Origin of the sequence: Sphaerotilus sp., from assembly GCF_041083715.1 — a bacterium.
GTDB lineage: Bacteria > Pseudomonadota > Gammaproteobacteria > Burkholderiales > Burkholderiaceae_C > Sphaerotilus.
This window is the reverse complement of sequence record NZ_JBFPGY010000119.1, coordinates 1-10,938: the sequence shown is the minus strand read 5'-3', so window position 1 is coordinate 10,938 and position 10,938 is coordinate 1. Positions and strand designations below refer to the sequence as shown.

At 67.7% G+C, this 10,938-nt stretch carries 15 protein-coding genes; 4 read left to right on the top strand and 11 right to left on the bottom strand.

Translation table 11 applies throughout. From position 1 onward, the window contains the following. Nucleotides 1–1,049 (top strand): DUF4397 domain-containing protein (locus AB3X43_RS05740; RefSeq protein ID WP_369428907.1); only part of this gene is annotated, 1,049 nt, incomplete at its 5' end. On the opposite strand, the gene gshB is transcribed toward AB3X43_RS05740, so the two are convergent. Genes gshB through AB3X43_RS05715 form a run of 5 tightly spaced genes read right to left on the bottom strand, consistent with a single transcriptional unit; the run spans nucleotide 1,050 to nucleotide 4,556 of the window. Beyond that, nucleotides 1,050–2,015, bottom strand: coding sequence for a glutathione synthase (gene gshB, locus AB3X43_RS05735; protein WP_369428909.1), 966 nt, complete (start codon nucleotides 2,013–2,015; stop codon nucleotides 1,050–1,052). 58 nt (nucleotides 2,016–2,073) lie between these two features. Further along, entirely contained in the window at nucleotides 2,074–2,493 is a 420-nt protein-coding gene (locus tag AB3X43_RS05730; RefSeq protein WP_369428906.1) for an ExbD/TolR family protein, read from the bottom strand. Then, the gene (locus AB3X43_RS05725; RefSeq protein ID WP_369428905.1) at nucleotides 2,474–3,160 is read right to left on the bottom strand and encodes a MotA/TolQ/ExbB proton channel family protein; all 687 of its coding nucleotides are present in this window, start codon (nucleotides 3,158–3,160) and stop codon (nucleotides 2,474–2,476) included. The genes AB3X43_RS05730 and AB3X43_RS05725 overlap by 20 nt, the downstream gene beginning before the upstream one ends. A gap of 8 nt (nucleotides 3,161–3,168) precedes the next feature. Continuing rightward, nucleotides 3,169–4,005, bottom strand: coding sequence for a 4-hydroxy-tetrahydrodipicolinate reductase (dapB, locus tag AB3X43_RS05720; protein WP_369428904.1), 837 nt, complete (start codon nucleotides 4,003–4,005; stop codon nucleotides 3,169–3,171). After that, a complete protein-coding gene (locus tag AB3X43_RS05715; RefSeq protein ID WP_369428903.1) occupies nucleotides 4,002–4,556 on the bottom strand; it encodes an outer membrane protein assembly factor BamE in 555 nt (184 codons plus the stop codon). The genes dapB and AB3X43_RS05715 overlap by 4 nt, the downstream gene beginning before the upstream one ends. A gap of 116 nt (nucleotides 4,557–4,672) precedes the next feature. On the opposite strand from AB3X43_RS05715, the gene fur reads away from it, so the two are divergent. Continuing rightward, entirely contained in the window at nucleotides 4,673–5,104 is a 432-nt protein-coding gene (fur, locus tag AB3X43_RS05710; protein WP_369428902.1) for a ferric iron uptake transcriptional regulator, read from the top strand. Nucleotides 5,105–5,114: 10 nt separating this feature from the next. Here fur and hprK read toward each other — a convergent pair whose 3' ends face one another. The 3 genes from hprK to hpf form a co-directional block, all read right to left on the bottom strand. Further along, on the bottom strand, nucleotides 5,115–6,074 hold the full coding sequence (gene hprK / locus AB3X43_RS05705) for an HPr(Ser) kinase/phosphatase (RefSeq protein ID WP_369428901.1): 960 nt from the start codon (nucleotides 6,072–6,074) through the stop codon (nucleotides 5,115–5,117). Between the two features lie 18 nt (nucleotides 6,075–6,092). After that, nucleotides 6,093–6,563, bottom strand: a complete 471-nt coding sequence (locus tag AB3X43_RS05700; protein WP_369428900.1) for a PTS sugar transporter subunit IIA — start codon at nucleotides 6,561–6,563, stop codon at nucleotides 6,093–6,095. Nucleotides 6,564–6,809: 246 nt separating this feature from the next. Beyond that, a complete protein-coding gene (gene hpf, locus AB3X43_RS05695) occupies nucleotides 6,810–7,157 on the bottom strand; it encodes a ribosome hibernation-promoting factor, HPF/YfiA family (protein WP_179633640.1) in 348 nt (115 codons plus the stop codon). A 276-nt stretch (nucleotides 7,158–7,433) separates the two neighbouring features. On the opposite strand from hpf, the gene corA reads away from it, so the two are divergent. Together corA and AB3X43_RS05685 are read left to right on the top strand one after the other, a co-directional pair. Next, nucleotides 7,434–8,396, top strand: coding sequence for a magnesium/cobalt transporter CorA (corA, locus tag AB3X43_RS05690; protein ID WP_369428899.1), 963 nt, complete (start codon nucleotides 7,434–7,436; stop codon nucleotides 8,394–8,396). A 157-nt stretch (nucleotides 8,397–8,553) separates the two neighbouring features. Further along, on the top strand, nucleotides 8,554–9,009 hold the full coding sequence (locus AB3X43_RS05685) for a hypothetical protein (RefSeq protein WP_369428898.1): 456 nt from the start codon (nucleotides 8,554–8,556) through the stop codon (nucleotides 9,007–9,009). Between the two features lie 15 nt (nucleotides 9,010–9,024). Here AB3X43_RS05685 and AB3X43_RS05680 read toward each other — a convergent pair whose 3' ends face one another. From AB3X43_RS05680 to AB3X43_RS05670, 3 genes are read right to left on the bottom strand one after another with little or no spacing between them, the layout of a single operon-like run. Further along, entirely contained in the window at nucleotides 9,025–9,474 is a 450-nt protein-coding gene (locus AB3X43_RS05680) for a nuclear transport factor 2 family protein (RefSeq protein ID WP_369428897.1), read from the bottom strand. Between the two features lie 10 nt (nucleotides 9,475–9,484). Continuing rightward, entirely contained in the window at nucleotides 9,485–10,258 is a 774-nt protein-coding gene (locus AB3X43_RS05675; protein ID WP_369428896.1) for an SDR family NAD(P)-dependent oxidoreductase, read from the bottom strand. A gap of 13 nt (nucleotides 10,259–10,271) precedes the next feature. After that, on the bottom strand, nucleotides 10,272–10,811 hold the full coding sequence (locus AB3X43_RS05670; protein WP_369428908.1) for a DUF3833 domain-containing protein: 540 nt from the start codon (nucleotides 10,809–10,811) through the stop codon (nucleotides 10,272–10,274). Nucleotides 10,812–10,938 lie beyond the last annotated feature (127 nt).

Here is a 10,938-nt window from a genome sequence, read left to right as displayed (position 1 = left end):
GCAGCGCGCTGGCCGGCACCACGTCCACCATCGCCGCCGGCAGCGCCACCACGCTGGTGGCCTGGACGGGCGACAACAACGTGGTCAAGTACCTCAGTCTGGACGATCTGGAGGCCGTGCCCGCCAGTGGCCGCGCCAAGCTGCTGGTGTTCAGCGCGGCGCGGGACGCCGGCGCGCTCGACGTCCACCTCACCCCCGCCACCGAGGCGCTGAGCGATTCACCGCTGCTCGGCAACGTCACTGCCGGCAGCGGCAGCAGCGGCTACTCCAGCGTCAATGCGGGCAGCCACCGGCTGCGCCTGCTCAAGGCCGGCAGCGTGCTGGCCAGCGACGTGCGGCTCGACACCACGCTGACGCTGCCGGACGCGGGCATCGCCGCGCTGGTGATCACGCCCAGCTCCGGCGGCGTGCTGGCACATGCGCTGCTGCTGCAGCCCGCCACGGCCGTGGCCGCGCTGACCAACACGCAGGCCCGTGTCCGCATCGTCAGTGCGCTGCCGACCAACCTGCCGGTGGCCGGCACGGTCAACGGCACCACGCTGCCGCTGCTGGGCAGCTCGCCGGGCTTCGGGAGCTATGCGCTGGTGCCGGCGGGGGTGTCCGCACCACAGGTCACGGTCAACGGCGGCACGCTCACGGGCGCCACCTGGACCGCCGCACCCGGCAGCGACACCACCTTGCTCGTCTGGGGCACCGCCGCCGCACCGCAGTTCGCCACGCTGAGCGACGACAACCGCCTGCCGGGCAGCACCAGCGCCGCCCGCATCCGCCTGCTGCACGGCCTGGGCAACCTCGCGCAGGACCTGACCCTGAACATCGCCGGCGCCGCAGTCACCACCGCCAGCCAGGGCGGCATGTCACCCGTGACCTCGGTGTCCGCAGTCACCGACACCACGCTGTCGGTGACCAGCAGCAGCACCGCGGCCAGCGTCTACGAACTCACCGGCAAGACGCTCGATGCCGGTGGGGTCTACAGCGTGTTCCTGCTGGGCGACAGCCAGCAGGCCGTGGGCACCGGGCTGACCACGGCCGTGGTCAAGGAACGCTGATCAGGCGGCGCGGCGGGCCGCCACCGCAGCCTCCAGCGCATCGACGAACACCTCGGCGACATCGAAGCCGGTCTGCTGCCGGATCTCCTGGAAGCAGGTCGGGCTGGTGACGTTGATCTCGGTGACACAGTCGCCGATCACGTCCAGCCCGATCAGCAGCAGCCCGCGTGCGGCCAGGACCGGCCCGAGCGTCTCGGCGATCTCGCGGTCGCGCGCCGACAGCGGCTGCGCCACGCCTTTGCCACCCGCGGCAAGGTTGCCACGCACCTCCGTGCCCTGCGGGATGCGCGCCAGGCAGTAAGGCACCGGCACGCCGCCGATGATCAGGATGCGCTTGTCGCCATGGACGATCTCGGGCAGGAACTTCTGCACCATCACCGTCGTGCTGCCGTCCTTGGTCAGCGTCTCGGTGATGGAGCCGAGATTCAGGCCGTCGGGTCCGACGCGGAAGATGCCCATGCCGCCCATGCCGTCGAGCGGCTTGAGGATGATGTCGCCGTGCTCGGCGTGGAAGGCGCGCACGGCCTCGGCCTCGCGCGTGACCAGGGTCGGGCCGATCCACTCGGGGAATTCGAGGATGGCGAGCTTTTCCGGGTGGTCGCGCAGCGCGGAGGGCTTGTTGAAGACACGGGCGCCGTCGCGCTCGGCCTGCTGCAGCAGGTGGGTGGCGTAGATGTACTCGGCGTCGAAGGGCGGGTCCTTGCGCATCAGCACGGCATCGGTGTCGGCCAGCGCGACCTCGCCGTCGGCCACCACCGCGAACCAGTCGGCCTGCTCGCGGCCGGTGAGGATGACCGTGCGGCAACGGCGCGCCACGACCCGGCTGCCACGCACCCAGACGAGGTCGCGCGGCGCGCAGACCTGCAGCGTGTGGCCGCGGCGCGCGGCCTCGCGCATCATCGCGAAGGTGGTGTCCTTGTGCGTCTTGAAGGACTCGATCGGGTCGGCGACGAACAGCAGCTTCATGGTGGTCACGGTGTCCAGAGGGTCGCGCAGTGTTGCACAGGACCGGTGACCACGTCGGTCATGCCGGCTCGGTGATGAAGGCGATCCGGCTCAGTCCGGCCTGCTGCAGCTGCCCGATCAGCTCGGCCACCCGGCCATAGGGCACCAGCTTGTCCGCGCGCAGCAGCACCTCGGGGCGCTCGCCGCCACGGCGCTCGATGGCCTTCAGGCGCTCGGCGAAGGCGGGGGGCTCCAGCCGCTCCTCGCCCCAGTAGAGCGCGCCGTTGGCCTGCAGTCCGATGCTGATCGCGGTGGGGGCCTGCTCCGTGGGTGCCGCGCCGTCGGCCTTGGGCAGATCGAGTTTCAGGCTCGAGGTCATCAGCGGCGCCGTGATCATGAAGATCACCAGCAGCACCAGCATCACGTCGATCAGCGGCGTCATGTTGATGTCGCTGAACGGTGCCTCGGCCTTGCGGCGCTCAAGACGGCCGAAGGCCATCGTCGGACTCCTGGCGGGCGGATCGGCGCTGCAACGCCATCTCGCGCAGGTCGTGCGCGAAGCCTTCGAGGTCGGCCTCGCAGGCGCCGATCCACTTGCCGAACACGTTGTAGGCCAGCACCGCGGGAATCGCCACCGCCAGCCCCGCCGCGGTCATGATGAGCGACTCGCCGACCGGGCCGGCCACCTTGTCGATGCTGATCGAGCCGGTGGCCGAGATGCCCAGGAGGGCGTGGTAGATGCCCCAGACGGTGCCGAACAGGCCGATGAACGGCGACGTGCTGCCGACCGAGGCGAGCAGCACCTGGCCCATCTGCAATTGCCCGAGCACGCGGTGCAGTGCGTCGCGCAGCAGGCGGGTGAGGCGCGATTCGGCATCGCTGCCCGCGTCGAGCGTGCCCGGCGCCGCCTGCTGGAGCAGTGCATCCAGCATGGGCACGAGGATCTGCTCGTGGTCGAGTGCAGCGAGCTGCGTGCGGCCGGTCGGTACGTCGGGGGCCGACCAGAACACGGGCACCGCGCGGACCAGATCGCGCCGCGCCCGGGTCAGTACCCAGCTTTTCCACAGGATCAGCACCCAGGCCGACACCGACATCGCCAGCAGCAGCGCCGCGACGGTGCGCGAGACGCCGTCGCCTGCCGACCAGATCCGCGCAAGTCCGTCCATCTCGCGGCTCAGCCCAGACCGAGCACGTCGTCCATGCCGTGCAGGCCACGCGACTTGCCGGCCAGGAAGCGCACGGCGCGCAGGCTGCCCTGGGCGTAGGTGGCGCGGCTGCTGGACTTGTGGGTGATCTCGATGCGCTCGCCGATGCCGGCGAACAGCACGGTGTGGTCGCCGACGACATCGCCGCCCCGGATGGTGGCGAAACCGATGGTGCTCGGATCGCGCTCGCCGGTGACGCCTTCGCGGCCGTAGACCGCGCAGTCCTTGAGGTCACGGCCCAGCGCATTCGCCACGACCTCGCCCATCTTCAGCGCGGTGCCGCTCGGGGCATCGACCTTGTGGCGGTGGTGGGCTTCGATGATCTCGATGTCGTAGCCCTCGTTCAGCGCGCGGGCGGCCATGTCCAGCAGGCGCAGCACCACGTTGACGCCGACGCTCATGTTGGGCGCCATCATGATCGCCACGTGGTCGGCGGCGGCCGCGATCTCGGCCTTCTGCGCGTCCGAGAAGCCGGTGGTGCCAATGACCAGCTTCACGCCCAGTTCGCGGCAGACGGCCAGGTGCGCCATCGTGCCCTCGGGGCGGGTGAAGTCGATCAGGCAGTCGGCGCCCTGCAGACCGGCACGCAGATCGGCGGTGATCGCCACTCCGCTGGCCTGACCCAGAAACGCGGAGGCGTCCTGGCCGATGGCGGGGCTGCCTGCGCGGTCGAGCGCACCGGCGAGCACGCAGTCGTCCGCGGCCATGACGGCTTCGATGAGCATGTGGCCCATGCGACCGGTGCAGCCGGCGATGGCGATGCGCAGCGGTGCGGAGGTGGACGGGGAGGCAACGGAAGCGTTCATCGGACAGAGGTTTCCAGCGGAGGATAGGAGCGCAGCGGGCCGCTGGCCGCCGTGTCCGGCGCCAGCGCGGCACGGCTGGGCGCGGGCACAGGAATGGCACGCAGCTGCTGTTCATCGAGTTCGAGCACGGTCTTGCGTGCCGACGGTCTGACCACGTCGATCGAGGTGACGAATTCGCGCTCGGTCGGCACGGCATCCGCTTCGAAGCGTGCGACGCGGTCGTTCTCGAAGAAGACGGTCACGCGGCGCTGCTGTGCCGGGGCGCCCTGGCGGCGGATGGTGAAGACGTAGTCCCAGCGGTTGGCGTGGAACACGTCCGCCAGCAGCGGGGCACCCAGCAGGGTGCGCACCTGGTCGCCGGTCAGCCCGGGGCGCAACTGGGCCACCATGTCCTGGGTGACCACGTTGCCCTGCACCACTTCCATGCGGTAGGGCGTGATGAAGCCGAGCAGCGAGCCGTCGGAGGAGATGGTCGAACACCCGGCCAGTGCGGCAGCAGCCACGAGCACGAGGGGTGACGCGAGGTGGAAGAAGCGGGTCGGAGCAGCCATGTGGTTTTGGTGGTGGACACCGCCGGTTGCGGCACATCCCGATATGATCCGGCCATTCTAGCGAGCCACCAGGGCCGCGCACGACCCCAGGCCATACCAGCCGGACAGGCAATCCCATGACGAACGCGGAAGAACTCAAAAGCTCGGGGCTGAAAGCCACCCTGCCGCGCATCAAGATCCTCGAAATCTTCCAGCGCGCCCAGCAGCGCCACATGACGGCCGAGGATGTGTACAAGGTGCTCCTGCTCGAAGGCGCCGACATCGGGCTGGCCACCGTCTACCGCGTGCTGATGCAGTTCGAACAGGCCGGCCTGCTCAGCCGCAACCACTTCGAGAGCGGCAAGTCGGTGTTCGAGCTGAACGAAGGCGAGCACCACGACCACCTGGTCTGCCTGGACTGCGGCCACGTCGAGGAGTTCTTCGACGCCCAGATCGAGGCCTGTCAACGCACGATCGCGCAGGAGCGCGGCTTCGCGCTGCAGGAACACACCCTCGCGCTCTACGCCCACTGCACCAAGCAGACCTGCGCGCGCCGGGCAGTGAAGTAAGGCCGGCGGCTCAGAGCCCTGGCTCGCCGCGGTCCATCAGGTCGCGGTGGCGCTTGATGAATTCCTTGTAGGTGTCGATGCCGCGCAGCTGCAGCACGGTGTTGCGCACCGCCGCTTCCACCAGCACCGCCAGATTGCGCCCGGCGTCCACGGCGATGATCACCTTGCGCACGGGCATGCCGAGAATCTCCTCGTACAGCGGTTCGTAGGGCAGGCGCTCGAAGTCGCGCTCCAGCGTTTCCTTGCGCACCATGTGGACGATCAGCTTCAGGCGCATCTTCCGGCGCACCGCGGTCTCGCCGAAGATGGCCTTGATGTCGAGCAGGCCGATGCCACGCACCTCCAGCAGATTGCGCAGCAGCTCCGGGCAGCGCGCCTCGATCGCCGACTGCGACACGCGGAACAGGTCCACCACGTCATCGGCCACCAGCCCGTGGCCGCGCGAGATCAGCTCCAGCCCCAGCTCGCTCTTGCCCAGGCCGGACTCGCCCGTCAGCAGCACGCCCAGCCCGAGGATGTCCATGAACACGCCGTGGCGCGAGGTGCGCTCGGCGAAGTGCTGGCCCAGGTAGCCGCGCAGCACGTCGATGACGTGGCCCGCCGATTCGCGCGTGCAGAACAGCGGAATCTCGGCGCGTTCGCACATCGCCACCAGCCGGTCCGGCGGGGTGCAGCCATCGGCCACCACCACCACCGGCGGCTCCAGCGCGACGATGCGCGAGATGCGCCGCTCCTGCACCTCCTGCTCGGTGGTCTCGAGGTAGCCCACCTCACGCCGGCCGACGATCTGTACGCGGTAGGGATGGATGTAGTTGAGGTAGCCGACCAGATCGGCCGCCGACTGCGCATCGCGCACGGCCACTTCGTCGAAGCGGCGTTCCGGATGGGCATGCCCGGCGATCCACTCCCACTTCAGCATGCCCCGGTGGGAATCGAACAGCGCTTCCGCGCTGATGACGGTCGGTTTCAAGTCAGCCTCGATTCAGGCTCAGGCCACCGAGCGCAGCGGTTCCCAGCGGGAAATCATCTCGTGCAGCTTCACCGGATCGGACTCGCCCTTGAGACGCTCGCGCAGTTCGCGGTCCGACAGCAATTCAGCGATCTCGGAGAGGATCTCCAGATGGCGTTGCGTGGCAGCTTCGGGGACCAGCAGGAAGATCAGCAGCACGACGGGCTCGTCGTCCGGGGCTTCGAAGGCGATGGGCTGCGCCAGACGAACCACGGCAGCCAGCGGATTCTTCAATCCCTTGATGCGGCCATGGGGGATCGCCACGCCATGCCCCAATCCGGTCGAACCCAGACGCTCTCGTGCGAAGAGGTTGTCGGAGACAGTGGCACGGGCAATGGCGTGCTGGTTTTCAAACAGCAGACCAGCTTGCTCGAACGCGCGCTTCTTGCTGGAAGCGTCCACGTTCACCAGCACATTGCCAGCAGGGAGGATCGCGGCGAGACGGTTCATCGAGATCGGGCGCCGGTTTGAGCATGAGCCTTGGCAAGCGCGGGTCGGGTGTGTTCGGGGAGCTGATTATAGGAATCAGCGCGGCGGCTGTACGCAGCATCTGGCCCTCGGAACAGGCCATGCAGGCTCCGGTTGCCGATGGGCAACGTTCAACTTGTGCATTTCTTTCAAAAATGACAATGGCCCCGCTGAGGGGGCCATCTGTCACCGAATCGGCGGCCTCGGGGCGCTCGACTCGACCCGCTGTCAGACCGCTTCGCCGGTGAGGGCAATGCGCTTGGGCGCGGTGTGGTGGTGATCCTGCAATTTGTCCTTGTGACGCACGACCTGGCGGTCGAGCTTGTCCATCAACTGATCGATCGCGGCATAGAGATCCTCGTTGGCACTTTCCACAAAGATGTCACGTCCCTTGACGTGCAGCGTGACTTCAGCGCGTTGGCGACGTTCCTTTTCCTTCTGCTTCTCCACGGTGAGTAGCACGTTGACATCCACTACCTGGTCAAAGTGACGGGTAACCCGGTCCAGCTTGGTCAGTACATATTCGCGCAGAGCCGGTGTAACTTCCAGATGATGACCGCTGATCGTGAGATTCATGAGGCCTCCTTTCGAGAGGTTGGGTGGGGAGACGCTGAGTCCAGTGTGACCATTTCATGAATCGCTGACAAGCCCTCCCTGTCACACCCTGCAACCGCCGTGTGGAATTGCCCTGCACCCCGGAATATGCGCTTCACTCACGGGTTTTCGAGCATTCAGACACCGCCCCTTCCGCAGTGCAATAATTGATTCTTCTCGCCGGCACAGGAGTTGAACTTGGACAGCAGTCACCCCCGGTGAACGTGTCCTCTCCGGGCACGATCTGCAGGAGTTCCAATGCTCAACGTCTTCACCCTGGCCAACGGCCGCCTGTTTCAGGAAGAAATCGACGCCCCCGAAGCCTTGGCCCACGTTGCGCCGGTCTGGGTCGATCTGGAAGCGCCCACCAGCCAGGAAAAGGGTTGGATCCAGGCGCGTTTCGACCTGGTCATTCCCGAGAACATCGTCGATGACGACCTGGAGGAATCCGCCCGCTTCTACGAGGAAGACAACGGCGAGCTGCACATCCGCTCCGACTTCCTGATCGACGATGGCGAGACCCCGCGCAACGTGCGCGTGGCCTTCATCCTGCACCACAACGTGCTGTTCTCGGTCCACTCGGAAGACCTGCCCGTGTTCCGCCTGCTGCGCCTGCGCGCGCGGCGCATCCCGGCCATGATCGAGGACGCCAAGGACGTGCTCCTCAAGCTCTATGACGCCGATGCGGAGTACTCGGCCGATGCGCTCGAAGGCATCTACGACTCGCTGGAGAAGGTCAGCGCGCGCGTGCTCAAGCAGGACGTGGACGACCGCGCCGCGGGCGAGGCGCTCTCGGCCATTGCCCACCAGGAAGACCTGAACGGCCGCATCCGCCGCAACGTGATGGACACGCGCCGCGCGGTGAGTTTCATGATGCGCAGCCGGCTGCTCAACGCCGAGCAGTTCGAGGAGGCGCGCCAGATCATGCGGGACATCGACTCGCTCGACAGCCACACCGCCTTCCTGTTCGACAAGATCAACTTCCTGATGGACGCCACCGTCGGCTTCATCAACATCAACCAGAACAAGATCATCAAGATCTTCTCGGTGGCCTCGGTCGCGCTGCTGCCGCCGACGCTGATTGCCAGCATCTACGGCATGAACTTCCAGCACATGCCCGAGCTGACCCAACCCTGGGGCTACCCGTTCGCGCTCGGGCTGATGGTGGCTTCGGTGGCGGCGCCGCTGATCTACTTCCGGCGCAAGGGCTGGATGCGCTGAGTGCATCGGCGAGGCCCACAGTCTGCCAACTATGCACGACGAAACTGCGCAAGTGATCGCTAGACTCCACGGAATCCGGCCGCCCCACGGCCGAGAACACCAAGAAAGCCCGCAGCGGCCATGGCGTGTGCGGGGGATGGGGTTGCTGGCAGGGTGGATGTTCGCTGCCCTGCCGGCATTCGCCCAGTTCGCGACACCACCCGAACCCCAGCCGCTCGACGCCATCGCCAGCGTCAGCACCAGCGCAGCCCGCAACGCCAGCGAATACCGCATCGAAGGCGCGCGGCACCTCTACATGCGCTACGGGCCGCAGGTCTTCGACGGCAAGCTGCCGCCGATGCTCTACGCGATCGCGGCCTTCCGCACCACCATCGACAGCCGCGGGCGCGTCACCGACCTGCGGATCACCCGCTACCCGGCCGCTGCCCACGAAGTCGTCCCGTGGATCCAGCGCATGGTCTACGCCGCCGAGCCCTATCCGCCGCCGCCACGCGGCATGAAGAGCATCGTCTACCCCGAGGTCTGGCTGGTCACGGCCGACGGCAGGTTCCAGCTCCACACGCTGTCCGAGGGACAGGCAGATTCGGATGATCCCGTCCGATCGCCCCAATAGGAAAAGCGCCCACGCTCAGCCAGCCGCCCGGCGCTTGAGCCAGCGCATCAGCGCGCCGATCGCCGGCAGCTTCTCGTACAGTTCCTCCGCCGCATCCCAGTAGTCGCGGTGCAGCACCAGCCGCCCGTCCGCACCGAAGCGCAGGTGCGAGCCGCCGTGGATGGTCGTGGTGCCCGGTCCGAGGCCGGGCGCATCGAACAGGAAGTCCCAGGTCAGGAAACACTGGTCCCCCTCGGCGATCGCATCGAGCACGATGAACCGCGGCGCCTCCAGGCGGTCGAACATGTGCGCGAACACGCGGCGAATGCCGGGCACGTCATGCACCGCGTTGAACGGATCCTTGAAATGGGCACCGCTGGCGTAGACATCGCCCAGCCGGTCCAGATCCGCGGGAGCGAGCTGCTCGAAGAAGGTGATCACCCGGGCGACGCGGGGGTCTGGATGGTGCGGAATCGGCAAGGTCATGCCATGGTCCTCAAAGCCCCGTGGCGCGGCGCACCAGCGAGAAATACGGCCCGTCGCCGAGCAGCCCCAGCAGCTTGAGCACCCGGCTGAAGCGCTTGGGGAAATGGATCTCGAACTCGCCCCGCGCCCAGCCCTTGAGGATCTCCTCGGCCGCCGCTTCAGGCGTGATCAGCGCGGGCATCGGGTGGGTGTTCTGCGCGGTCAGCGGCGTCTCGACGAAGCCGGGGTTGATGACGGACACATCGATGCCGCTGGGTTTCAGGTCCATCTGCAGCACCTCGGCCATGTTGATCAGCGCCGCCTTGGTCGGGCCATACGCCAGCGCCTGCGGCAGGCCGCGGTAGCCGGCCACGCTGGCGACGAGGCTGATGTGGCCGCTGCGCTGGGCGAGCAGCGTGGGCAGCACCGCGTCGAGCATCCGCATGGCGCCGGTGACGTTGATGTCCTGGTGACGGATCACTTCGTCGAGGTCGTAGGCGGTGGCGCGCACCGGCAGGTAGTGGCCAGCGCAGTAGAGCGCCAGATCGAGCCGGCCGTGCTGACCCAGCAGTCGCGCCATGCCCGCCTTCAACGCACCGGGGGCGGCGGCATCGAGCGGCAGTGCCATCGCACCGGGATGGGCGGCAGCGAAGGCCAGCAGCGGCCCGGCCTTGCGCGCCGAGACGACCACCTTGGCGCCACGCCGCGCCAGCGCCTCCGCCGTGGCCAGCCCGATGCCGGACGAGGCGCCGACGATCCAGACGATGCGCCCGGTCCAGTCGCGCAGGGGTTGGTTGACCGCCATGTCGAACCCCGGCTCAGGGCTTGTGGAAGGCCAGCGTGACCTCGCCGAGGCGCACGCCGAACTTGCTCATCACCGCCTTGTTGAGCATCACCTTGTCGTCCATCAGGAACATCCAGTCGTCGAACTGCACTTCGTAGACCTTGCCGTCGACGGGCAGCTTCAGCGTGTACTGCCAGCGCAGCGCGTTGCCCGCCGCGCGGCCCTGCGCCTCGCCAAGCACATCGTCCGCGCGGCCGGTGTAACGCCCGTCGCCGAAGTCGGTCAGGCGCCAGACACGGCGCTCGGTCTGGCCGTCGCTGTAGGTGAAGTCTTCTTCCAGCACGCCCTCGTTGCCGCTCCAGCGCCCGACCAGGCGCACGGTGAAGCGCCGGGCGATCTTGCCGGAGCGGTCGGTGAAGACGCCGTGGGCGGTCATCGGACCGCTGAAGTAGTCGCGCAGCACGAGCTTCGGGGTCTCGCGGGCGTAGTCGTCCACCTGCGGCCCGGCACAGGCCGCCAGCAGGGCGGCAGCGGCGGCCACGGCGAGGTGCCGCACCGATCGAGTCACGTTCATGGTGACGTTCATGGAGTCTCTCCTTCGAGCACACGGCGCAGGCGCCACAAGGCTCCCAGCGCCAGCAGTTTCAACACACACGGCAGCGCGGCATACACCAGGCTCAGCGACCACAACGCGTCGGCAT

Bases quoted from the DNA above. Each gene is read 5' to 3' on its own strand.
- AB3X43_RS05725 (WP_369428905.1), bottom strand. From the start codon at position 3,160: ATGGACGGACTTGCGCGGATCTGGTCGGCAGGCGACGGCGTCTCGCGC.
- AB3X43_RS05715 (WP_369428903.1), bottom strand. From the start codon at position 4,556: ATGGCTGCTCCGACCCGCTTCTTCCACCTCGCGTCACCCCTCGTGCTC.
- AB3X43_RS05685 (WP_369428898.1), top strand. From the start codon at position 8,554: ATGTTCGCTGCCCTGCCGGCATTCGCCCAGTTCGCGACACCACCCGAA.
- dapB (WP_369428904.1), bottom strand. From the start codon at position 4,005: ATGAACGCTTCCGTTGCCTCCCCGTCCACCTCCGCACCGCTGCGCATC.
- AB3X43_RS05730 (WP_369428906.1), bottom strand. From the start codon at position 2,493: ATGGCCTTCGGCCGTCTTGAGCGCCGCAAGGCCGAGGCACCGTTCAGC.
- AB3X43_RS05700 (WP_369428900.1), bottom strand. From the start codon at position 6,563: ATGAACCGTCTCGCCGCGATCCTCCCTGCTGGCAATGTGCTGGTGAAC.
- hpf (WP_179633640.1), bottom strand. From the start codon at position 7,157: ATGAATCTCACGATCAGCGGTCATCATCTGGAAGTTACACCGGCTCTG.
- AB3X43_RS05670 (WP_369428908.1), bottom strand. From the start codon at position 10,811: ATGAACGTGACTCGATCGGTGCGGCACCTCGCCGTGGCCGCCGCTGCC.
- fur (WP_369428902.1), top strand. From the start codon at position 4,673: ATGACGAACGCGGAAGAACTCAAAAGCTCGGGGCTGAAAGCCACCCTG.
- gshB (WP_369428909.1), bottom strand. From the start codon at position 2,015: ATGAAGCTGCTGTTCGTCGCCGACCCGATCGAGTCCTTCAAGACGCAC.
- AB3X43_RS05675 (WP_369428896.1), bottom strand. From the start codon at position 10,258: ATGGCGGTCAACCAACCCCTGCGCGACTGGACCGGGCGCATCGTCTGG.
- AB3X43_RS05680 (WP_369428897.1), bottom strand. From the start codon at position 9,474: ATGACCTTGCCGATTCCGCACCATCCAGACCCCCGCGTCGCCCGGGTG.
- corA (WP_369428899.1), top strand. From the start codon at position 7,434: ATGCTCAACGTCTTCACCCTGGCCAACGGCCGCCTGTTTCAGGAAGAA.